General features: G+C 68.8%; 24 protein-coding genes and 1 tRNA gene. 21 read left to right on the forward strand and 4 right to left on the reverse strand.

What is annotated here, in order from left to right:
• Window positions 1-165: 165 nt before the first annotated feature.
• Entirely contained in the window at window positions 166-591 is a 426-nt protein-coding gene (locus BJ998_RS05505) for an SsgA family sporulation/cell division regulator (protein WP_043716771.1), read from the reverse strand.
• Between the two features lie 243 nt (window positions 592-834).
• On the opposite strand from BJ998_RS05505, the gene BJ998_RS05510 reads away from it, so the two are divergent.
• The 4 genes from BJ998_RS05510 to BJ998_RS05525 all read left to right on the forward strand — a co-directional run bounded on the left by BJ998_RS05510 (window position 835) and on the right by BJ998_RS05525 (window position 2,741).
• The gene (locus BJ998_RS05510; protein ID WP_312889944.1) at window positions 835-1,467 is read left to right on the forward strand and encodes a sigma-70 family RNA polymerase sigma factor; all 633 of its coding nucleotides are present in this window, start codon (window positions 835-837) and stop codon (window positions 1,465-1,467) included.
• A complete protein-coding gene (locus BJ998_RS05515) occupies window positions 1,464-2,258 on the forward strand; it encodes an anti-sigma factor (RefSeq protein WP_184859064.1) in 795 nt (264 codons plus the stop codon). The genes BJ998_RS05510 and BJ998_RS05515 overlap by 4 nt, the downstream gene beginning before the upstream one ends.
• Window positions 2,259-2,281: 23 nt before the next feature.
• A complete protein-coding gene (locus BJ998_RS05520; protein WP_312890536.1) occupies window positions 2,282-2,620 on the forward strand; it encodes a TIGR02611 family protein in 339 nt (112 codons plus the stop codon).
• Window positions 2,621-2,669: 49 nt separating this feature from the next.
• Window positions 2,670-2,741 (forward strand) — tRNA-Val (locus tag BJ998_RS05525).
• Window positions 2,742-2,929: 188 nt separating this feature from the next.
• Here the strand turns inward: BJ998_RS05525 and BJ998_RS05530 are convergent.
• Window positions 2,930-3,226, reverse strand: coding sequence for a hypothetical protein (locus tag BJ998_RS05530; RefSeq protein ID WP_184859066.1), 297 nt, complete (start codon window positions 3,224-3,226; stop codon window positions 2,930-2,932).
• A 620-nt stretch (window positions 3,227-3,846) separates the two neighbouring features.
• Here BJ998_RS05530 and BJ998_RS05535 point away from each other — a divergent pair.
• Window positions 3,847-4,701 carry a phosphotransferase gene (locus tag BJ998_RS05535; protein WP_184859068.1) on the forward strand — a complete coding sequence of 285 codons (855 nt, stop codon included), beginning with the start codon at window positions 3,847-3,849 and terminating at the stop codon, window positions 4,699-4,701.
• Window positions 4,702-4,714: 13 nt separating this feature from the next.
• On the opposite strand, the gene BJ998_RS05540 is transcribed toward BJ998_RS05535, so the two are convergent.
• Window positions 4,715-5,449, reverse strand: a complete 735-nt coding sequence (locus tag BJ998_RS05540; RefSeq protein ID WP_184859070.1) for a GAF and ANTAR domain-containing protein — start codon at window positions 5,447-5,449, stop codon at window positions 4,715-4,717.
• Between the two features lie 297 nt (window positions 5,450-5,746).
• On the opposite strand from BJ998_RS05540, the gene BJ998_RS05545 reads away from it, so the two are divergent.
• The 13 genes from BJ998_RS05545 to BJ998_RS05600 all read left to right on the forward strand — a co-directional run bounded on the left by BJ998_RS05545 (window position 5,747) and on the right by BJ998_RS05600 (window position 16,529).
• Entirely contained in the window at window positions 5,747-6,454 is a 708-nt protein-coding gene (locus tag BJ998_RS05545) for a GAF domain-containing protein (RefSeq protein WP_246488936.1), read from the forward strand.
• The gene (locus BJ998_RS05550; RefSeq protein WP_184859074.1) at window positions 6,451-7,224 is read left to right on the forward strand and encodes a GAF and ANTAR domain-containing protein; all 774 of its coding nucleotides are present in this window, start codon (window positions 6,451-6,453) and stop codon (window positions 7,222-7,224) included. The genes BJ998_RS05545 and BJ998_RS05550 overlap by 4 nt, the downstream gene beginning before the upstream one ends.
• A gap of 462 nt (window positions 7,225-7,686) precedes the next feature.
• Window positions 7,687-8,115, forward strand: coding sequence for a hypothetical protein (locus BJ998_RS05555; RefSeq protein WP_184859076.1), 429 nt, complete (start codon window positions 7,687-7,689; stop codon window positions 8,113-8,115).
• Window positions 8,116-9,112: 997 nt separating this feature from the next.
• Complete coding sequence (locus BJ998_RS05560) at window positions 9,113-9,445, forward strand: MerR family transcriptional regulator (RefSeq protein WP_184859078.1); 333 nt, start codon at window positions 9,113-9,115, stop codon at window positions 9,443-9,445.
• 118 nt (window positions 9,446-9,563) lie between these two features.
• The gene (locus tag BJ998_RS05565) at window positions 9,564-9,707 is read left to right on the forward strand and encodes a hypothetical protein (RefSeq protein WP_184859080.1); all 144 of its coding nucleotides are present in this window, start codon (window positions 9,564-9,566) and stop codon (window positions 9,705-9,707) included.
• Window positions 9,708-9,845: 138 nt separating this feature from the next.
• Window positions 9,846-10,031, forward strand: a complete 186-nt coding sequence (locus BJ998_RS05570) for a DUF5994 family protein (RefSeq protein WP_184859082.1) — start codon at window positions 9,846-9,848, stop codon at window positions 10,029-10,031.
• Window positions 10,032-10,149: 118 nt separating this feature from the next.
• Entirely contained in the window at window positions 10,150-10,389 is a 240-nt protein-coding gene (locus BJ998_RS46475) for an RGCVC family protein (protein WP_221337888.1), read from the forward strand.
• Between the two features lie 7 nt (window positions 10,390-10,396).
• The gene (locus tag BJ998_RS05575) at window positions 10,397-11,542 is read left to right on the forward strand and encodes a carboxylate-amine ligase (RefSeq protein WP_184868454.1); all 1,146 of its coding nucleotides are present in this window, start codon (window positions 10,397-10,399) and stop codon (window positions 11,540-11,542) included.
• A 508-nt stretch (window positions 11,543-12,050) separates the two neighbouring features.
• On the forward strand, window positions 12,051-13,085 hold the full coding sequence (locus BJ998_RS05580) for a fatty acid desaturase family protein (protein WP_184859084.1): 1,035 nt from the start codon (window positions 12,051-12,053) through the stop codon (window positions 13,083-13,085).
• A gap of 360 nt (window positions 13,086-13,445) precedes the next feature.
• The gene (locus BJ998_RS05585; protein WP_184859086.1) at window positions 13,446-13,946 is read left to right on the forward strand and encodes a DUF5994 family protein; all 501 of its coding nucleotides are present in this window, start codon (window positions 13,446-13,448) and stop codon (window positions 13,944-13,946) included.
• 177 nt (window positions 13,947-14,123) lie between these two features.
• On the forward strand, window positions 14,124-14,483 hold the full coding sequence (locus tag BJ998_RS05590) for a DUF6292 family protein (RefSeq protein ID WP_246488526.1): 360 nt from the start codon (window positions 14,124-14,126) through the stop codon (window positions 14,481-14,483).
• A 487-nt stretch (window positions 14,484-14,970) separates the two neighbouring features.
• Complete coding sequence (locus BJ998_RS05595; RefSeq protein ID WP_184859088.1) at window positions 14,971-15,687, forward strand: GAF and ANTAR domain-containing protein; 717 nt, start codon at window positions 14,971-14,973, stop codon at window positions 15,685-15,687.
• Between the two features lie 74 nt (window positions 15,688-15,761).
• Entirely contained in the window at window positions 15,762-16,529 is a 768-nt protein-coding gene (locus BJ998_RS05600) for a GAF and ANTAR domain-containing protein (protein ID WP_184859090.1), read from the forward strand.
• 267 nt (window positions 16,530-16,796) lie between these two features.
• On the opposite strand, the gene BJ998_RS05605 is transcribed toward BJ998_RS05600, so the two are convergent.
• The gene (locus tag BJ998_RS05605) at window positions 16,797-17,000 is read right to left on the reverse strand and encodes a cold-shock protein (protein WP_184859092.1); all 204 of its coding nucleotides are present in this window, start codon (window positions 16,998-17,000) and stop codon (window positions 16,797-16,799) included.
• A 762-nt stretch (window positions 17,001-17,762) separates the two neighbouring features.
• On the opposite strand from BJ998_RS05605, the gene BJ998_RS05610 reads away from it, so the two are divergent.
• From BJ998_RS05610 to BJ998_RS05620, 3 genes are all read left to right on the forward strand, one after another.
• A complete protein-coding gene (locus BJ998_RS05610) occupies window positions 17,763-17,990 on the forward strand; it encodes a hypothetical protein (protein WP_184859094.1) in 228 nt (75 codons plus the stop codon).
• 446 nt (window positions 17,991-18,436) lie between these two features.
• Window positions 18,437-18,907: an ATP-binding protein gene (locus BJ998_RS05615; RefSeq protein ID WP_184859096.1), complete on the forward strand. Its 471-nt coding sequence runs from the start codon at window positions 18,437-18,439 to the stop codon at window positions 18,905-18,907.
• Window positions 18,908-19,208: 301 nt separating this feature from the next.
• Window positions 19,209-20,042, forward strand: coding sequence for a GAF and ANTAR domain-containing protein (locus tag BJ998_RS05620; RefSeq protein ID WP_246488527.1), 834 nt, complete (start codon window positions 19,209-19,211; stop codon window positions 20,040-20,042).
• Window positions 20,043-20,048 lie beyond the last annotated feature (6 nt).

Consider the following 20,048-nt stretch of genomic DNA (forward strand, 5'->3'; position numbering starts at 1 on the left):
TGCGACTTCGGGAGTGGATCTCCGCAAGTGAACCCTCTGGTTCATCTCCCGGTTGGGATCCGTTCTCCGTGGTGCTGGTGAAACCTTATCCGATGGCCCCACTCTGGATCAAATCGGGGGTCGGCTAACGACATCGCCGCAGGTCAGGAGCGGTGTAGACGGGGTTCAGCTCATGTCGTTGGAGATCAGGTGCGTGAGCGCCTGGTCGACGTTGACCCAGAGGTGCTCGTTGCCGGGGACGACCACGTCGTAGGTTCTGTCCAGGAAATCGGCGAGCTCCTCGGAGGCGGCCTCGAAGGTGGCGTGCCCGGACGGCGAGTTGAGCTCGATCACCACGACCTCGGGGTCGTCGGTGGCGGGCTTGATCCGGACGTCGCCGTCGCCGGCCTCGGCGATCAGCCCGTCCGCGAGCAGGTCCCGGGCATACACCCACTCCACCCAGCCGGCGCGCCCGGTGCGGAAGGCGGCGACCACGGCGTACGGGTCGCGGGTGTCGTAGCGGAGCTCCACCTGGACGGGCACCGCGGGTGTGCGCGGGGCGAGCAGGTCGAACACCGCCGTCGAGCGGAGCGTCACGTGGTCGTTGCGCATCGTCGTTACCCTTCTGCTCCCTTCCCGGCCAGCAAACGACCGAGCTCCTCAGTTGTGACGCCGAAGTGAGGAACACCGCTCGCGGAGACGACCTACTTCACCCGTCCGGGCCAGATCAGTACCTCTGGGCAACCGGTCGATCACTCTCCGTGAACCCTTCTGTTCGGCGACCCCCATCTTGCTGGGTTTAACCTGAACCCGGTACCGCATGTTGCGCGAATGTTGGACGTGAGGATTTCCGTGGTGGCTGACGCGCCCGTCCCACCGGCCAGGTCCGCCGCGGCCGACGCCGAACTGGTTCGCCGCGTCGCGGGCGGCGACCAGGAGGCCTTCGCCCAGCTGTACGACCGGTACTGCCGGCAGGCCTACTCGCTGGCCCGACGGGTCTGCGTCGACCCGGAATTCGCCGAGGACGTCGTGCAGGAGGCGTTCCTGGCCGTGTGGCGTGCCCCGGGGCGGTTCGACCCGAGCCGCGGCGGCTTCGCCTCCTGGCTGCTCACGCTGGTGCACCACCGCGCGGTCGACGCCGTGCGGCGGGAGGCCGTGCAGCGCAGGCGGAACCTGCCCGGGATCGACGAGGTCGCCGAGCGGCTCGTGCCGCCCGGCCCCGGCGCCGACGACCAGGCGCTGGTCGGCGTCGTCGGTGGGCAGGTGCGGGAGGCGCTCGGGCGGCTGCCCGACGAGCAGCGCGAGGTGATCGCGCTCGCCTACTTCGGCGGTTACACCCAGTGCGAGGTGTCCGCGCTGACCGGGCTGCCGCTCGGCACCGTCAAGTCGCGGACCTTCGCGGGGATCAGACGGTTGCGGGGGCTGCTGTCGTCACTGCTCGGCGACGGCGACGAGGCGACCGGCATGCGGACGGAGGTGCAGCGGTGAACGCCGCGAAAGGCGACGGGCGCTGCCCGAACGAGGAACTGGCCGTCGGCTGGGCGCTGCGCGCACTGGAGCCTGATGACGAGCACGCCGTACGGGTCCACCTGCCGGGCTGTCCCCTGTGCCAGGAGACCGTGCGGTCCACCGAGCAGGTGACCGCGCTGCTGGGCGGGTCCGTGCCGCAGGAGGAGCCGCCCGCGCGGCTGCGGCAGAAGGTTCTCGGCGCCGTCGCCCGCACGCCCCAGGAGGCGTACGAGCCGCTGCCGTTCCGGATCGGTTCCTCCCTGTCCGAGGCCCCCGACCGGCCCGCCGAGATCGTCGGGCATCCGCGGCCCCGCAACCGGGTCGCGCAGCTCGCCGCCGCCGCGGTCGTCCTCGTGCTCGCCGTCGCCGTCGGCGTGCTCGGCTGGCAGGTCAGCCGGCTCGACGGGCAGCAGCAGGTCCAGGCACAGGTCCTCGCCGTGCTCGGCGATCCCGCCATGCACCGGACCGTGCTGCGGGAGAGTGACGGGCAGGAGGCCGCCGTGCTGCTGTCCACCCCCGACTCCGCCGCCGTCATGCCGCTCGGGCTGCGGCCCAACAACGCCGCCGACCACACCTACGTCGTCTGGGGGCTGTCCACCGGCACCCCAGTCGCACTCAGCTCGTTCGACGTCAACGGCGCCACCGCCCAGCTGCTGGCGTGGAACAGCGCCGCCGCCCAGCACCAGAAGTTCGCCATTTCCCTCGAACCCGGCCGGGCCCTGCCGGCCAAGCCGTCCGACGTCATCGCCAGTGGTGAGGTGACCAGCTGAGCACGCTACGCACCATCCGACGCATCGGGACCGCCATCGCCGGCTTCGCCGTGCTCGCGCTCGGCATCGTGCTCATCCCCTACCCCGGGCCCGGCTGGCTCGTCGTCTTCGCCGGCCTCGCCATCCTCGCCACCGAGTTCGCCTGGGCCGGCCGCGTCCTCAAGTTCGCCAAGGCCCGCTACAACCAGTGGACCGCCTGGCTCCGCCGCCAGCCCCTGCCGCTGCGCCTGCTCGTCCTCGCCGCCACCGGCCTCGTCATCCTGGCCACCCTCTGGCTGCTCGGCGTGTTCTCCCTGGTAGCCGGCTGGTTCGGCATCCACAACCCGCTGTTGGACCCCCCGTTTTCGCGTCTGGTGGGGTGATGTTGTAAGGTAGTTCCATCACCGCGAGAGCGGGGAACACAACTCCAAAGGGCGATTAGCTCAGGGGGAGAGCGCTTCGTTCACACCGAAGAGGTCACTGGTTCGATCCCAGTATCGCCCACAGGAAATGAAAGGCCCCTGACCAGCATGGTCAGGGGCCTTTCACATGCCCCGGGGTACCGGGTGTGCCCGGATCCCGCGTACTCCTTGATCACTCCACCGAGGGGTCGCGTCCGCAGGCGCCTGCGGGCCTTCAGACCGGTTGCGGCACAGGGTTGCATGGGCCGATCACCCGCACGCAGTGGGCATTCATGCGCGGAGCCTGGGCGCATTGGACAGCACCTTCATCTCCTCGGCTTCGAAGACAGCGTCGAAGGAGTCGGCGTACTTGCTGTCCCGGTCGCGGAGAACGAAGCGCAGGGACTCGACACGGCTACCCGGGTTACGGGCCTGTTGGGACACCCACTGCGTGGTCGGATGCGCGGTGACGCGCGTGATGTGGAGCTTGCGGGTGCGATGCTGCAGAAACGCCAGCTTCCTGAGTGCGGCCGCGGTAGGCGGGCCCTGCGCACCGGCGTCGAGCGGCGGCGGCAGTAGCGACGACAACGCGGCCAGCCGGAATCGGTCTGCTGGCTCACAGCGGATCCGACCATGGACCTGGGCTGTGCGCCCAGCCGCCACCGCAGGGATGACTTCGCGAGTCCCACAGGCAGTGCAGTTCGCCGGCGCGCAGCTGCGCCAGCGCCATCCGGCACGTCGGGATCGCCGTCTCCTCGACGGAGATGATCGATGCTCCTGCCGGTGCGACGTGTCGTCAGCTCAGGGGTTGGGTCCCACAGCTTCACTGGTAACCGACAAAACCTCACCGCTTGGTTGACCGGAAGTCGGTACGGTCTGCCAGCCGAGGCAGCGTGCGACTGTCATCCATGGATCGCCATTGGCGCACTGCCGCCGAGCGCGGCCCTGGTGCGAGGCGTGCTCGCTGACAGCAGGGATGCGATGGTCGGGCCAACCCCGGGAATTATGTCACCTTATCGGGGGCTGAAAGTCCGGTTGACCGTAACCTAGCGTGTGAGTGACGGGCGTGTCCCGTGATCATCGCGGTGGCAGTCCGGCAGCGTGGCTGACGCCTTCATCTGCCGTTCAGCGGAGAAGACGTGCACAGTCCCCACCCCAGCCGGAACTGCCCCCAGATCCTCCGGCCCGCACTGGCCACGGCGGAGGCGGTGCTGGCCGGCGCCTGCCATCGCGCCGGCGTCGACCACACCGGCGCCCGTCTGGTTCAGCTGGTGGGCAACGCGGTGTTCCAGCTCGCGCGCGCCCCGATCTTCGTGAAGATCATCCTCAATGCGGGACTGCGGTATCGCGCCGAGAACTCGGTGGCGGCTGCCAGGCTGCTGGCCGATCACGGCGTGCCAGCCGTGCGGCTGGCCCCGGTGGCCTGCGCGCAGCCAGTGCACCTCTACGGATGCACAGTCACGTTCTGGAAACGCGTACCCCAGGCCGGCCCGCCGGCCGGGAGCGGTGAGTTGGCCAAGCTGCTCACCCAGCTGCACACGATCCCGACCGACCCCTCGCTGCGGCGATGGGACCCGATCGCTGACCTGCGTGCGCGCATCGCCGCAGCCGCCGACATCAACGTCGAGCAACAGCGGTGGCTGCGGTCGCGGTGCGAGCGGCTCGCGGAGGACCTGACCGGGATGCGGTACCGGCTGCCACGGGCCGTCATCCATGGCGATGCCCGACCGGCCAACCTCATCAACACCCGGACCGGTCCGGTGGTGTGCGATCTGGACACCGTCTGTGTTGGCCCAGCCGAATGGGACCTGGTACCCATGGCGGTCGGTGCGCTGCGGTTCCGCGGCCACCACGCCGCCTATCGCGAGCTGGTCGATCTCTACGGGTATGACGTCACCACCTGGGGCGGCTTTGCCACCCTGCGGCGGGTGCGCGAGTTGAAGCTGGTGGCCGTGGCCGTGCCGATGGCCGCGGGCAACCCGAGGATCCACAGTCAGTTGCGCCACCGACTCCGGACCCTGCGCGAGGGCGCGGACGCAGCGTGGTGGACGCCGTACCGGTAGTCGGCGGCGGCGGCTACCGGCGGCCTCCGCCCGGCTCGGGCCTGACCCTGTGTGCGGAGGCCAGGATGCTGGCGGCGAGGTCGGTCAGTTTGCGGTTGCTGTTCTGCGAGGCCCTCCGCAAGATCGCCAACGCGGTGTCGGGGTCGCACCCGCGCTGGGCCATGACAACCCCGACGGCCTGGTCGACCACCGCGTGGCTGACCAGGGCCTGATCCAACTGAGCGATCATCGCGGCCTGGGCGGCGCCGTGGATCGTCGCACCCAGCAGCGCCCCGATGTGCTCGGCGGTCATCTGGATCGCCAACCGAATCTGCGGATCGGACACGACGGGCTCCCGGCTGTACAGGCCCAATGCCCCGACCGCCTCGTGTGTCGCCCGCAGCGGGTGCCAGTAGACGCTGCGCACCCCTTCGGCCCGTAGCCACTCCAGGTCCCATCTGCTCTCACTGGCCACGTCGGTCACGGTGACCGGTGTTCGGCTGTGTAGACAGGCCCGGCCCGGCCCGTACTCGTGGCTGTCCTTCAATCTCGCGCTCAACGTACCGGGGGTCTGCGAGGATACCTCGGTTATGGCCTGGCCGGCCCGGTCAAGGGTCACCGCGACCAATGGCCGCTGCGGCAGCATCTGCGCGGTGGTGTCGGCGGTGCGCCGCAACGCCTGTGCCGTATCGGTGGTGCACAGCAACAGCGTGGTCAGCTCACGCAGGCCGGCGGCCAGATCCTCGTACAGGCGTGGATGTTCGGGCACAGTTGCTCCTTTCCGGATCATGCGGGAGTCGCAGGCGCGTCGACAGTGGCTGCCCTCGCTTGCCAAGGCGGCCTGATGGACACGCCCAGCCAAGCATGTGTCACATCGCGCGGGATACCGCCGGATTGCCGTGCGGGGACAGGGAACTATGACTCGAATCCAAACCCGGGTCGGTGACGCATGCGTGTCGATGGCGATCTGTGGACACCCGGCACGGACCATGCCGCTTCTGGCGTGGGTCACAGCCGCGTAGGCTCGGTTCGTCGAGACAGTGGCGGAAAGGTGGCTGCTATGTCGATGGATGGCCGCAGGTGGCAGGTCTTGGCCGCGATTGTCGGCAATGGGGGTCTGATCAATGCGGTCGACACGGCGCGTCGGGTGTGCGAGTACAGCGCTCGGCGCGTCGGCGCGTCGGACTCGGCGATCAGTTTGATGTCGTCGACCAGCGTGGTCCACGTAGTGGCCGCCATCGGCGACCACCACGGGGTTCTGCCGGACACGCAGTTCACTCTGGGGGAAGGGCCGTGTCTGGACGCCTACCGCACGTGCGAGGTCGTGGCCGTCTCCGACCTTGAGCAGCTGGATCCGTCTCGCTGGCCCGGGTTCAGCGTTGTCGCGCTGGAGGCCGGTGTCCGGTCGGTCACCTCGATACCGTTGCAGGCCTGCGGGGCGGCCATCGGCAGCCTGGACCTGACCTGGGGCACACCAGCTGTGCTTGCCGACGACGCGCTGACCGACCTGCTGCTGGCCGCCGAAGTGGCGACCAACGCGATTCTGCTGCTGCAGTCCAGTTCGGACGGTCAGGACCAGTTGGCCGGGCTCCTCGGCGACGACGGTCGCGGGTCGATGGCGGTGCACCAGGCCACCGGATTCCTGTCCTCACAACTGGACATCACACTCGACGACGCGCTAGCGCTGCTGCGCGCCCACGCGCTGGCCAATGGTCGCTCGCTGTACCAGCTCGCCCGCGACATAGTGGCGGGCACTGTGAGGTTAGAGCCATGACCCAGATACCCGAGCCGGCCGATCTGGCCGACAGCGCCCTCGGCCGCTCGGCGGTTTTGGCCCAGGCGCTGGCCGAACTGACCAACACGCTGGTCCGCCAGTTCGATGTCGTCGAGTTCCTGCACAAGCTCACCACCTACGCCGTGCTGCTGGCCGGGGCGAACGCGGCCGGCGTCGTGCTGGCCGACACCCACGGCGACCTGCATGTGATCGCGTCCTCGACCGAGCAGACTCGGTTGCTGGAACTGTTCGAGGTCCAGGGTGCCCAGGGCCCGTGCCTGGATGCCTATCGGGCCGCGGCGGCTGTGCAGGCCAGCGGGACCGCGGCGGCCGAACAGTGGCCGCAGTTCGCGCCCGCCGCGTTCCAGCTCGGTTTTCAGACGATGGCGGCGGTGCCGCTAGCTCTGGAAGACGAGAGCATCGGCGCGCTGAACCTGCTCCACGTCAGCAAACAGCCTTTCACCGACGGTGAACTGTTCACCGCGCGCGCCATGGCCGACATCGCCGCGATCGGCCTGTTGCAGGAGCGAGCGCTGCGCGAATCGCGGATGCTCAGCGCGCAACTCCAGCACGCGTTGACGTCACGGATCGACATCGAGCACGCCAAAGGCGCCATCGTGCACCAGATGGGTCTCACGCCCGACGAGGCCTTCGAGCTGATCCGCCAGTACGCCCGCCGCACCAAACGAGGGCTGGTCGATGTGGCACACGACATCGCGAGCAAGCGCCTCACCGCCGCAGACCTTGCCCCCCGAACCGACCATGCCTGATCGTGTCCGTCAATTCCTGGCGGTGGTCAGGTCCGGCGGCGCGATCCCGCCTGAGCGTGAACGCCGGTGGCCCCGCCCTGCAGCTTGGATTTTAGGAGTCGTCGCAACACCCGACCAGCGGGAACGCGATGGACGTCGAGATCCGCAAGGACCGCTCACCCCACGCAGGCAAGAAACCGGCCCGGGAACCGGCCGCCTACCTTGATCTTGTGAGCAAGGGCGTGAGCAGCCGGGAAGGCGACCTGATCATCGGCAAGGACAACAAGTCCGCCATCGGCACACTGGTCGAACGCGCTCGGGCGCTGCGGCGCACCCCCGGCTGGTGCTCGTCGCTTCACCGCGCAACGCCCCATCCCCCATTGAACGCCGGCCGCCACCTGTGGCATCAGGCGGCCACTAGACCGCGGTGGCAAGATCGCCTGCCGAGGTCGAGCTGGCAGGCCAGCCTACGGGAGGATTGTCATGGGTATTCGTTACACCGGTCCGTACGCGCAGCAGGTCGACGACCACGAGGGGCAAGCCGCGCGCAAGCTCGCCGATGGCACGGTCAGCGCGGAGTGGACCGAGGAGACCACCTCACTGCACGGCTTCGTCGCCGCATGTTCGTGCGGGTGGCGCGCGGAAGACGAACACCCGGCGACGGAGGTGGGCAGGGAAGCGGCGGAAGCGCAGTGGAACACCGAGCACCTGAGTCCGCTGATCGAGGCCGCCCGCGCCGCGTGGGACACCTGGCCCGAGGAGTTGGTCGGGTTGGCGCGGTATGTGCGGGACCGGATGCACGCGCAGGACGCCGCGGAGGCATTGCGGATCCTGGACCAGATGGTGGCCGATGTGGACTACCGACGCCGGACCGTCACGCAGCTCGCGGCTCAGCAGGAGCCCCTGGCCTAGCGGGCCACCCCGAGTCCGAGCAGGTCAGCGGCGCACGCGCGTGACGCCGGAGCACATATACGTCACCCGTCCGAGGAAATCTATGCTGGCTGGGGTAGACATTCGGTTGTGGGTGCGTGTAGTGTTCTGGCCAGCGCGAGAGAGAAAACGTCAGATGGCACGGGAGATGACGAACTACCCGTGGAGCACAGGTAAGACGGTCAGGCGCATCGGAGCCGATCACGGTACGGGGTTCCGGTAGATGGCCAAGGACTGTTGCTCCTGCTGAGCAGATACGCCAGGGCTCAGCGGCAACGGTCGTAGCATGGAACGCAAGAGGAATCGACGCGGGAGATGACGAACTACCCGCAAGCAGTGGCTGGACGATCACCCGCCGGAGCGATCAGTAAAGGCGCTCCGGCGGGTGACCGAAGCAGTGAGCCGAAGGGGACCAGATCGTTCATCCGGTCCCGTGCGGTGACATCAGGTCAGAAATGCACAAGGTACGACAGTAGGACGCGGGAGATGTTCGACCACCCGCGAGTCTGAGATGAAGTGCAGGACGGTCAGGTGCGCCGGAGCCGATCAGTGGAAGGGGTTCCGGTGGGTGACCAGCGGCATCAGGTGCTGGGCCCGAATCAGGTTAGGGGTTCCAGGCATGATCGCCGCGAGAGGACAAGCACGACAGTCACACAGTTGTTCAGCACGTGTTGATGGCAGTACAGCAAGTGCAAGTGGCAGTACAGGTAATGCACATCAGGTAGTCAGAGGAGAAGGGAAGGGTTACACGCCGTCGGATCGCCCGCTCCAGGCTGTGTCGCGCCGGACGGGTACCGCAGTCCCATCGGAATGGAAGGTGGTCTTCGGTTACGCATACGCGATCCCCGCAGGTTCTGCCTCTCAGGCGGGTCACGCGGATAACGGAAGCCGGCCTTACGACCGGTTGATGGTGATGAAACCCGAACCCCTGGGGCCCCGGCGCTACATGCGCCGGGGCCCCTCGTGATGCGGAGGCGCGATGATCCCAGACCAGCGAGACACGGCCGGTGCGGGTGCGGCCGACAAGTTCGACGATGAGCACTACCCGGCCTACACGATGGGCCGGGCCGCCGAGATGCTCGGCACCACCGCGGGATTCCTGCGCAGCCTGGACGAGGTGAACCTGATCGAGCCGCAACGCTCGGCCGGCGGCCACCGTCGCTACTCCCGCTACCAGCTGCGGATCGCCGCTCGCGTGCGGGAACTGGTTGACCAGGGCACCGCCTTGGACGCGGCCTGCCGGATCATCACCCTGGAAGACCAACTCCACGAAGCCCAACGTGTCATCGCCGAACGAGACGACCAACCCTGACCACAGCTCCAGGATGGTCGGACGAGGGTGTTGCTGAGGGCGGTCGTAGCGGTCGGCGCCATCACAGGTCGGCCTCAGCAACTGTTCGCCCCGACGCGGCGCGGCCCCGGTGCGGTCGATGACCGTTGTAGTGCTGGACGTACTCGGCGAGCACGGTGTCCAGATGTTCGGCGTGGTCGGCGCCCTCATCGCGATCCCCGTCGCCGCGGCGGCCTTGTCGCTGGCCGAGGAGGTTCTCTACCCGCGCCTCGACCGCGCGTGACCGGAACCGGTCGATATCACCCGCGGAGGTGTAGTGTTGCCGGTACCGGGAGCATCTCGCGTGTGGGCAGTCAGGCCGACGCCGTCCCCGGGGAACTCCCATGTCGGTCGTGACGCGGCCGGGGACAAGGAGACCGACATGAGGTCGGGTCCGTTCGTCCGCCAGATCCAGCACCAGATCAACATCGGGCCGGTGAAGTCCGATTCGGTCGACGGCGGTTGGTGGCCGAGGTCGCGCGAGTTGGCGGCGGAACCGCCGTCGTCGACCAAGCCCCTTGGCGTCCGGTCCAGCTGGATCCGGGCCACTGGGCTGCGTTCGCGGTGAAGGTCAGGGCAGCCGGCCCGCCTCCCGTGCCGCGCTGTGTCCGATGTCCCGGCAGGCTCCGCGCGCACAGGAAAACGCTGCCGGAGCGACGCGATCGCGACGGTCCGAGGGCGACGGCATGGTGACCGGGGCTGTCCACTTCAGACTGTTGCCGTGTCTGGGCGGCGAAAGCCGGAGGCAGGTTCTGACGGGATCCGCGAACACGACACCCGACACGAATTCCGCCGCGGTCGTCTGCCCTGTGTGCCCGCATCCGGCCGAGACGCACGACGAGATCGGCGCGAGGTACTGCGCCGCGACGGCCGCCGGCAAGTTCGACCGCGGATGTGTCTGTGTCACGGGCACATCAGCCCGGTAGGCCGGCCGTGGCGCCGGCCGCCGAAACGTGGTGCACGATTGGCGTCGAGGAGGAGTTCCTCCTGGTGGACGCCGTGTCCGGAGGTGCCGTACTCGGCGCGCCCGACATGCTGCGGCTGATCGAGGACGAGCCGGCCATCACTCAGGAGTTCATGCGGTACCAGATCGAGACGGCCACCCCGGTCTGTGCCGGACTCGGCGAGGTCCGTGCGGAACTGGGCCGGCTGCGTGGCCTGCTCGCGGGCGCGGCCGACCGCGTCGATTGCGTGCTCGTGGCCGCCGGCGTGCTGCCGTTCGACGCCCCGCCCGCACTGGCCGCGGTCACCGACGAGCCGCGCTATCGGGAAATCGTCAATCGGTTCCCGGCACTGCTGTCCTCCGCCGGGACGTGTGGGTGTCACGTGCACATCGGCGTGCCGTCACGCGAGCTCGGCGTGCAGGTGCTGTCGCGGCTTCGACCGTGGCTGCCGCAGCTACTCGCGATCAGCGCCAACTCGCCGTTCGCGCTCGGACAGGACACCGGCTGGGACAGTTGGCGGCACCCGATGTGGTCGCGGTGGCCAACCGCACGCCCGCCGGAGATCTGGGCCGACGCCGGCCAGTACGACGCTGCCGTGCGCAGTCTCGTCGACAGTGGCGCCGCCATGGATCCGCGCGGTGTGTACTGGCACGCCCGACTGTCGCCGCGGTATCCGACGGTGGAGGTGAGGATCGCGGACGTCTGCCTCTCGGCGGACGATGCGGTGCTGCTGGCCGGACTGGTGCGGGCGTTGGTGGCGACCGCGGTCGCGGAGTTCCGCGAAGGCCGGCCGGCGCCGGCCGTGCCCACAGTCACGATCGCGGACGCGCTGTCCGCCGCCGCCCGGCACGGCCTCGGCGGACCCGGCATCGACGTCCGCTCCGGCGAGGTCAAGCCGCAGCAACAATTGTTCCTGGATCTGCTCGACCATGTGCGGCCCGGACTGGACATCACCGGTGACACGGACGAGGTCGAACGGCTCGCCGCCGGCGTCGTGCTCGGCGGCACCGGGGCCGACCGGCAGCGGGAGTTACGCACCGCCTCGGCCACGACGGGTGAGTTCGTCGTGGCCCTCGCCGACACGACCGCGGAGAGCCGAGCAGCGCAGCTCACTGTCGACGGCCACGGCTGGTGATTCCGGTCGGGGCCGCTGTGCCGAACGGTCGCGCGTGCGGCACAGCCTGCGGGCTACGCGGTCGTCTTCCCCGGCATTCGAGCGGTTCGTTGACGGACACGACCGTGCCGTCCAGATCGGCGACATCGGACAGCCGCGGCAGCGACCGGAGCGGGCAACGGGTTTCCGGTGACCAGATGAACGAAATCGCTTTTACCGCACCATCTTTCCCCGTCAGACGCCCAACGGTGGGCGGACCGGACCGCGGCCGGGGAATCCACAGTGGATGGACGGGCCGGCACGGGCGTGGCGATCGGATCCGCCGGTGAGACACTCGAACCAGTTGCCCGGAGAGTCCGCGGCAGAGGTGATGGCGAGCGACGGCACCCGACGTGAACGTAACCCACGACGTCGGCGACCCCTGGAGTCATGTCCCGCCGCCGCGGCCGGAACTTTTCCGGATCGCGGGGCGTTGTGCGGAGGACGGTACGCGCCCGTGTCGGCCGTCCCGCTCGAGCATCGGAAACACATGACGTCGATCGACCGAGGACCGGCCGCCACACGACACGGCACCGATTTCGCGGAGCTGTCCCGTGTGATCAGGCAACACGGCCTGCTCGACCGCCGGCGCCGCAGCTATTTCGTGAAGTTCGCGGTCAACGCGGCACTGCTGGCCGCGGGCTGGGCGGCGTTCGCCGTGCTAGGCTCCTCGTGGTGGCAGATCGCGACCGCGGCCTTCCTGGCTCTGGTGCACACCCAGCTCGCCTTCATCGGTCACGATGCCGGCCACAAGCAGATCTTCATCAGCAAGCGGGCCAACGACGTCATCGGCCACCTGCACGCCAGCCTGATCGGCATGAGCTACGGCTGGTGGCTGGGCAAGCACAATCGCCATCACGCCAATCCCAACCACGAGGACGAGGACCCGGACATCCAGATCTCGGTGCTGGCCTTCACCGGCGAGCAGGCCGCCGCCAAGCGCGGCGTCGTCCGCTGGCTGACCAGGTACCAGGCCGTACTGTTCTTCCCGCTGCTGACGTTGGAGGGGCTGGGCCTGCATCTGGCGGGCGTCAAGGCCGTGTGGCGGCGTCAGGTGAGGGCGTTCTGGCTGGAGGGGGCGCTGCTCGTGGCGCATGCCGCCGGCTACCTGGCGGCGGTGTTCTGGGTGCTGCCCCCGCTGCACGCGCTGGTGTTCATCGCGGTTCACCAGGGCCTGTGGGGTGTCTACATGGGATGCTCCTTCGCTCCCAACCACAAGGGCATGCCCACCGTGCCGGCCGGGCAACGGCTGGACTTCCTGCGCAAGCAGGTCCTGACCTCCCGCAACGTGCGCGGCGGCCGCGTCGTCGACTTCCTGCTGGGCGGCCTGAACTACCAGATCGAGCACCACCTGTTCCCCAACATGCCGAGGGCGAACCTGCGCCACGCCCAACCCCTCGTACAGCAGTTCTGTGTGCGCAACGGCATTGCGTACAGCCAGACCAGCGCCCTCGGTTCCTATCGACAGGTGCTGAGCCACCTGCACGCCATCGGCGCGCCACTGCGCCGGACGAAAGGCAAATGATCATCACTCAGACGATCACAGCCGTGCCGACAGTGGACGGCCGCACGCCCGTGCACACCGTCCGGTTCAGCCATCCGGCCCCGGACGCGCCGGAGCGCCGCTGGACGGACGTGACGCCCGGATCGCCCCGCTGCGAACCGGTGCGGTTTCTCGCGCCTCCCAGCGACGACCCGCCCACGGAAGAAGATCACCCCAAGCCGGCGATCCATAAAGGACAGTCATCGTGGCAGCGCTCCCGTCGGGTCGGCGTGGAGTCGAAGGCACGCCCCCGGAGTGGATGGGCGGTGTAGCGTGAGGGTCGACGCCGTTGTCGGCGTCGACCAGCATCGGTCGCCGGCCGGCCGAGTCAGGAGAACCGACATGACGTCGGGCCCGCACAGTCGTTCCATTCCGTCGCAGCCGCTCAGGTTGCGACTCAAGCCCAAGGCACCTGCCACCGGCTACGTCGATGGCGCCTGGTGGCCGAGGACCCGCGACCTGGCCGCCGAACTGCCCGAACTGGCCGAGGTCCTGTCCGTGCGGTTGGGGCCGGTCCATCGGGTCGCGTTCGCGATGGACGCCTGGGCGCCACCGCCCGCGCGCCGCCTTCCAGTGGATGGCCGGCAGGTTCGACTGGAGGCGTTTCGCTACCAGGACAAGGACATCGTGTATGTGTCCGGGCTGGACGGCCGGCGGATCTGCCTGCTGGTGATCCCGCCGGAGGCGGGCGACGCCGCCGGTCACGACGCGATGATGACGGCAGCGCGTCGAGGCAATGCCGACAGTCCGGTGTTGATCCTGAGCAAGGCCGGCGTTTCGGCGAAGGACGCGGTTGCCCCCAGGGCGACCAGCGGAGGGCACTCACCCGGCCAGTCGGCGTGACACCGCCCCGGAATCCACAAGGGACTGTCACTGCCCCGGCCATGCCGCATACGACACCGCCGGCGGCGCCCGTCGTGGGCAGGCCGAACGGCGGCGGCTCCGAATCAGCGTCACGCCCCGGGGCCGCTGGCGTATGAGGACCACCGGCACTGTGACCGAGGCCCGAGGGAGTCGCACATGAGTCATGGAAATCAGGTCGGTCGCCGAGCGGGGCTGGCCATGCTGGAGCCGGCCGAGAACGTCGAGGGCGAGGACGAGTCGGACCGTGCGGACTGGCCGGAGTCCGACCCCGACTGCACGCAGGCGTTGAGCCAAGGACTCGCCGGCTATCTGGCCGCGGTCGCGACGGCGGTTGGTGTGCCCACCGAGGGCACCTCCTACGAGGTCACCGACACCGCGACCGCCTACCTTGCACTGGTCGAACGCCGGCCAGATCGACCGGGCCACGACCTGATGCTGGTGTGGAGCGAGCATGCCGGCTGGGTGGTGTCGGTGGAAACCGAGCCGAGCGAGCGGTCGGCCCTGAACGCGCCATGAGTGAGGTACCGGTGGAAGCCGATGGTCACAACGGCGAGCCCGACGTCGAGCCAACTCAGGCCCCAGCCCCACTCAACGGGAACTGCGACCGCCAGAGCCACCATCGGCGCCGCCGTGAACGCGCCCACCAACGCGACGCGGGCGCTGGACTGTTCGCCGGCGAACATCGGTTCCGGCTCGGGACTAGAGACGCACGAACGGGAGCGGTCACGAAACCGACCTCCGGGGGCCAAGTGGTGTCCGGCCGCCGGGTCCAGGGCGATCGCAGCGAGCTCTCACCACGAGGTACCCGCAGGACGGGGGCAGCCGCCGTGCGTACCGGCTGGGCGGCATTCGACCGGTCCCGTAGGGTGAGCCCGTACACGTGACGTGGTGACGCTCTTGGCGTGGGCCCGGACCCGCTACACCAGGAATGGCTACGAGTAGTCGATGTGGCGGAGGTGGCGCATGCCAGTCGTGCGGCTGCCGCGCACCGCGGTAGCCCCAGATGAGTGACCTGGGCGATCCGGTACGGCGAGTGCACACCGTGATCGCGGCGGTGCTGCGCGACCACGTGGGTGAGCCGGATCTGCTGGCACAGGTCTGCCGGGCCTGCGCGGATCTGCTGCCGGTGGACGGGATGTCGATCTCGGTGATGAACGACACGGACCGGCGGGAAGTGCTCTACGCCAGCGACGAGGTCAGCGCCAGGGTCGAGGCCCTCCAGTTCAGCCTCGGCGAGGGGCCCTGCTTCGAGGCCTTCGAAACCTGCATGCCGGTGCTCGTGCCGGACCTCCCCGCCGCCATCGCACCGTCATGGCCGGTCTTCGCCGCCGAGATGGCCGGTGAGCCGGTGGGCGCGATCTTCGCGTTCCCCTTGCAGACCGGCGCCATCTGCATCGGCGCGATGGACCTCTACCGCCGGCGGCCGGGCTGGCTCTCGGCGGCCGAGCTGACCACCGCGCTGGCGGTGGTCGACGTGGCGGTGATGGTCATGCTGAGCCTGCTGGCTGACGCGGACCACGGCGATTGGTGGCTCGCTCTGCCCGAGCAGCGTGAGCAGGTGCACCAGGCCGTCGGGATGCTCATCGCGGCGTTCGGGATTTCGGCGGATCAGGCGCTGGCCCGGATCCGGGGATACGCGTTCGCCGTGGGCCGTCTCGTCGACGAGGTGGCACACGACATCGTCACCCGCAGGCTCGCGCCGAAGGATCTCGACCGGTGAACCAGAGGGCCGCAGGGGTGAGCGAGGGCGGAACTGGCTATCCTCGATGAAGCGCACAGGAGCGGAGCGGACCCATGGACAGCACGGCCCCCACTGGCACACAACGGGAATCGCATCTGCTTCAGGCCTTCGTCCAGATGGCGGACACCCTGGTCGACGACTACGACGTGGCCGACGTGCTGCACCAGTTGGTCGGCCACTGCGTGCGACTGCTGGACGCCGCCGCGGCCGGCTTGATGCTGTCCGACCAGCGTGGGAATCTGCAGGTGCTCGCCTCCTCGTCCGAACGGACTCGGCTGCTGGAACTCTTCCAGATACAGAACAACGAAGGTCCCTGCCTCGACTGCGTCCGCAGCGGTGAGTCGGTCGTGGTCGCCGACCTCACCGCTGCCACGCGGCGCTGGCCGATGTTCGCCCCGTTGGCGGTCGGGGACGGCTTCGTCTCGGTGTCGGCCGTGCCGCTGCGGTTGCGACGGGAGACCATCGGCGCGCTGAACCTGTTCGGCCGCGAACCCAGGCCACTCAACGACCAGGACGCACGGGTCGCGCGGGCTTTGGCGGACACGGCCACCATCGGCATCCTGCAGGAGCGGGCCATCCGCCGCGGCGAAGTGCTCACCGAGCAGCTGCAGACCGCACTGAACAGCCGAATCATCATCGAGCAGGCCAAGGGCGTGCTCGCCTACGCCGGAAACCTGGAAATGGACCAGGCGTTCGAAACCCTGCGTCGGTACGCCCGCCGTCACGGGATCCGGCTGAGCGACATCGCGCGCCAACTGGTCACCGGTGGCCTTCTGCCACAAGAAGTTCTGCCGTCATCGGACAACAGCGTCGATTCTTGACACCCGGTTGCCGTAGACGGTTTCCGAATGCGCGTCTCGTTGTCACCCGCGACATGTAGCCGTCAGCCGCGGCTCCGGCGTGGACTGGCAATCCGCCCGCCAACCCCGGCGGCTGTCGAGCCGGGGTTCGACAGACCGGCGCCGCGTCAGGGGTGACGCCGCCTGTCGGTCGTGCCCCGACCGCATTCGGCCCCGAAGTGTCGCACTGGTCGGAGTGAGCATTGCCCGGATGCCGACGACGCGGTGTCGTGACTGTGGCCGCTTCGGTCAGAGCAAGCGGACCGCGGTGGCCTGCGGGCCCTTCTGGCCCGCGGTGACCTCGAACTCGACCGGCTGGTCGTCCGCGAGCCCACCGTGGTCGTAGTCCTGGATTTCGGTGTGATGCACGAACAAGTCGCGCCCGCCGTCGGAGGGAGCGATGAAACCGAACCCCTTGGCGCCGCTGGACCACTTGACAGTTCCCTGAGTCATTCTCATGTCCTTCGGTCGAGTGGAATGTGTTCGCCGTGCCCCTGGGCAAGCCGGACGTTGATCACCGGCACTGGGGGGACGGTCGGGTGCGCTGCGCCGGAGACATGCCCGCGCTCGGGCGGCCGAATCTGCTGGTCCGCTTCCGCCTTCGCGGCCATGGCTCGCGTGTCGTCGAACCCGACACCGAATCCCGAGGCTCGGCCCGGTCCGTATCGGCTCATGTGGGCCGCGCGGAGAAGCCGCGCGGTTCGGATCGAGGGGACCGCACCGGCTGAATGCCGGCGGCTCGCGCCCCTCCGCGGCGACGGTACCCCATCGCACCCGGGCGAGACGGGTGTGGAACGCGGTCGAGCGGTGTTTCCGGCGAATCGCCGCGTCCGGCCGGCCACGGTTCGTGCGGACCTGCCACATCACCAAGAGCCGGGCTGGCGGCATGGTTGCCACTGCCGCCAGCCCGGGATGGAACGCCAGCTACGCGGAACCCGGTCGCTCGGTGTCTCCCATGATGGGCGCCTGGGGCTTCGTCGTTGCGAAAACGGTCAGCCGTGGCGGCTCGATGCCCGCAAGGGACATGGTGAAGACCATCCGAGGCGGGCAACCCGACGTCATGTCGACGCTCCCGTCCCTGGTCGGACAGGTCCGGCCAGCCTGGTCGCCGAGGACGCCACCGGCAGGGGTACCGGCATGCGAAAAGCTCTCGACACCGTTCACGGTACCCCACATCCGGCTGTCGCGCGGCACGTCAGGGAGTACCGTCGCGACATGACGGATGAGGCGGGCGGACCGGTGCTCGGTCCGACGCTGGCCGAGTGGGTCAAGGCCAGGGAAGAGACGCTACGACACCTGTTGGCCGGCACCCCGCCCGTCGACGAGAGATGGGTGCAGCACCTGGCCGACCTGTTGGCGACCGAGCGATCGTGGCAGGACCAGTACACCGAACTGATCGCCCTTGGCCGCGCCGGCGGCTCGTTTCCGTCCTCGCAGCGCTGACCGACCCTACCTGAGGGAACCGGTGGCACGACGGCGAACCCAGGCCAGTCAGCGGGTCCCACGTCGTCCGGCAAGCTGCCGGCAAGCGTTGCGTCTGCCTCGGCGAAAGCCTTGGTGCGGACGGTCATGCCGTCAGCGCCGGAGTTCCGTGCCCCAACTCGCAGCAGCCTCCGGGAACCCTGGACACGGCGCCAAGCTTGTCCACAATGGGCGATCAGCTCCGCTACGACCGAGCTGGTGGTTCAGCGCCTCGTCCATGCCGGTGAACCGGCGAGTTGCCTGGGCGGCAACACCAGGTGCGCGGCAACCTCCCGAGACAGGATGAGAACACGCTGATTCCACGCATATGTCGGTCGAACCTGGGTACCCGACCGTTCTTGCGCGAATCGTGACCAGCCCGTCCGGCGCGACTCGTGACCAGAGTGTCGCGCGAACTGGAGACGCATGTGGCTCCCTCGGCCCCCGGCGATGACGTCGACCGTCCTCCCGACACGCATGTGGTGCCGGACCTGGGGCGGACCGACGTGCCGACCAATGCCACCGCCCTGGCCGAGGCCCGCGAGCAGTTGGTGGCATGGGCCAGCACGGCCGGGTTGGACGCCGAGCAGATCGAGGACGTCGCGTTGGCCACCTACGAGGCGATGGCCAACGTCGTGGACCATGCCTACGACCAACCGGGCGGCGTGTTCGACCTGCACGCCTGCCGACACGACGACCAGGTGACCGTCACAGTGGCCGACAATGGCCGGTGGAAATCCCCGGTGTGCGGAAAGCAATCCTGGCGCGGTCGTGGGCTCCTGATCATCGAACGGATCTCGTGCGAGTTCGAACTGACCAGACACGCGCGCGGCACCGTGGTGACCATGAGCTGGTCGGTCCTCGTCGACGAGTCACATCCGCAGCCGACCAGGCCCTGACCGCGCCATGGCCACGGTGCGGCAGGCTCGGGCCATCGCACTTGACTCGCTCTGGTCCCCGCCGTCGGGGCCACGGGTCCGACGGGTGCTCGGTCCCCAGGAGTGGATCGGCACTCGCAGTTGCCTTCTGCGACCGCGAAGTTGAGCGATCGAGCCCCGGCGCCCCTGGTACCCGGTGGGGACGGAAGGTATCGTTCGCGGTGCATCGTGAGGCCACCGAGGCCGCGAGGAATCGGTCGTGACGGGGCCTCGGACGGGGCTACCAGGATTCGAGGCGAGCAGCGCTCCCCCATCAGCGGGCATGACATGGCCTCCCTATGAGGTCACTGCGCTTCTGCCTCACCTGGGCATCGTGTCCACAGCCACAGAGGCGGGACCGATCGGACGGCGGCCGACAATGCCTGCCACGGAACGGGAAGTGCGCGTTGCCGAGGCCGTGCTCGGCCTCGCTCGCCGCGCCGCGGACGTCGATGTCCTGGATCTGCTCTACGACCTGACCGACCAGGTGCTCGCCATGCTGGCGGTGCAAGGCACCGGGATCACCATCGTTGACACCCGCGGCTCGGTGCGGCATGTCACCGCGTCCGACGAATGCTGCCGCTACTTGGAGGAAATCCAGATCGAGCTGGGCGAGGGCCCCTGCCTGGACAGTGCCCGCAGCAACAGTCTCCTTGGCCCGGTCGCGTTCGGAGACGGCAGCCCAGGCGCGACGCGCTGGCCCCGGTTCGCCGCCCACACCCGTGCGGAGGGCGTGGTCGCCATCTCGGCCGTCCCGCTACGCGTGTCCGGGACCACCATCGGTGCGCTCAACCTGATCAACACCAGGCCGCCGGTGATCACCAGCCTGGATCTGGACGTCGCACAAGCTCTCGCCAGCGCCGCCACCGCCGGTTTCCTGAACCAGCACCGACCACTCGACCAGGAGGAACTCGTCGATCAGCTCCGGGAAGCCCTCAACAACCGCATCACCATCGAGCAAGCCAAGGGAGTCCTCTCCGAGCGCTTCCACATCTCCGTGGACGAAGCGTTCGCCCTCCTCCGTGGTCACGCCCGCACCCTGCGATTGCCGTTGAAGGACCTGGCCATCGAACTTGCCAAGGGGCGCGGGCCCAGCGAGCTGAATCCCGCGCGCTGACCAGGC

The organism is Kutzneria kofuensis (genome assembly GCF_014203355.1).
Taxonomy (GTDB): domain Bacteria; phylum Actinomycetota; class Actinomycetes; order Mycobacteriales; family Pseudonocardiaceae; genus Kutzneria; species Kutzneria kofuensis.

Coding starts and splice junctions, on each gene's coding strand:
- BJ998_RS05555 (WP_184859076.1), top strand. CDS start 7,687: ATGGGTATTCGTTACACCGGTCCGTACGCGCAGCAGGTCGACGACCAC.
- BJ998_RS05605 (WP_184859092.1), bottom strand. CDS start 17,000: ATGACTCAGGGAACTGTCAAGTGGTCCAGCGGCGCCAAGGGGTTCGGT.
- BJ998_RS46475 (WP_221337888.1), top strand. CDS start 10,150: ATGGTGACCGGGGCTGTCCACTTCAGACTGTTGCCGTGTCTGGGCGGC.
- BJ998_RS05505 (WP_043716771.1), bottom strand. CDS start 591: ATGCGCAACGACCACGTGACGCTCCGCTCGACGGCGGTGTTCGACCTG.
- BJ998_RS05600 (WP_184859090.1), top strand. CDS start 15,762: ATGGACAGCACGGCCCCCACTGGCACACAACGGGAATCGCATCTGCTT.
- BJ998_RS05550 (WP_184859074.1), top strand. CDS start 6,451: ATGACCCAGATACCCGAGCCGGCCGATCTGGCCGACAGCGCCCTCGGC.
- BJ998_RS05585 (WP_184859086.1), top strand. CDS start 13,446: ATGACGTCGGGCCCGCACAGTCGTTCCATTCCGTCGCAGCCGCTCAGG.
- BJ998_RS05570 (WP_184859082.1), top strand. CDS start 9,846: ATGAGGTCGGGTCCGTTCGTCCGCCAGATCCAGCACCAGATCAACATC.
- BJ998_RS05610 (WP_184859094.1), top strand. CDS start 17,763: ATGACGGATGAGGCGGGCGGACCGGTGCTCGGTCCGACGCTGGCCGAG.
- BJ998_RS05620 (WP_246488527.1), top strand. CDS start 19,209: ATGACATGGCCTCCCTATGAGGTCACTGCGCTTCTGCCTCACCTGGGC.
- BJ998_RS05580 (WP_184859084.1), top strand. CDS start 12,051: ATGACGTCGATCGACCGAGGACCGGCCGCCACACGACACGGCACCGAT.
- BJ998_RS05565 (WP_184859080.1), top strand. CDS start 9,564: ATGACCGTTGTAGTGCTGGACGTACTCGGCGAGCACGGTGTCCAGATG.
- BJ998_RS05545 (WP_246488936.1), top strand. CDS start 5,747: ATGGATGGCCGCAGGTGGCAGGTCTTGGCCGCGATTGTCGGCAATGGG.
- BJ998_RS05560 (WP_184859078.1), top strand. CDS start 9,113: ATGATCCCAGACCAGCGAGACACGGCCGGTGCGGGTGCGGCCGACAAG.
- BJ998_RS05595 (WP_184859088.1), top strand. CDS start 14,971: ATGAGTGACCTGGGCGATCCGGTACGGCGAGTGCACACCGTGATCGCG.
- BJ998_RS05590 (WP_246488526.1), top strand. CDS start 14,124: ATGAGTCATGGAAATCAGGTCGGTCGCCGAGCGGGGCTGGCCATGCTG.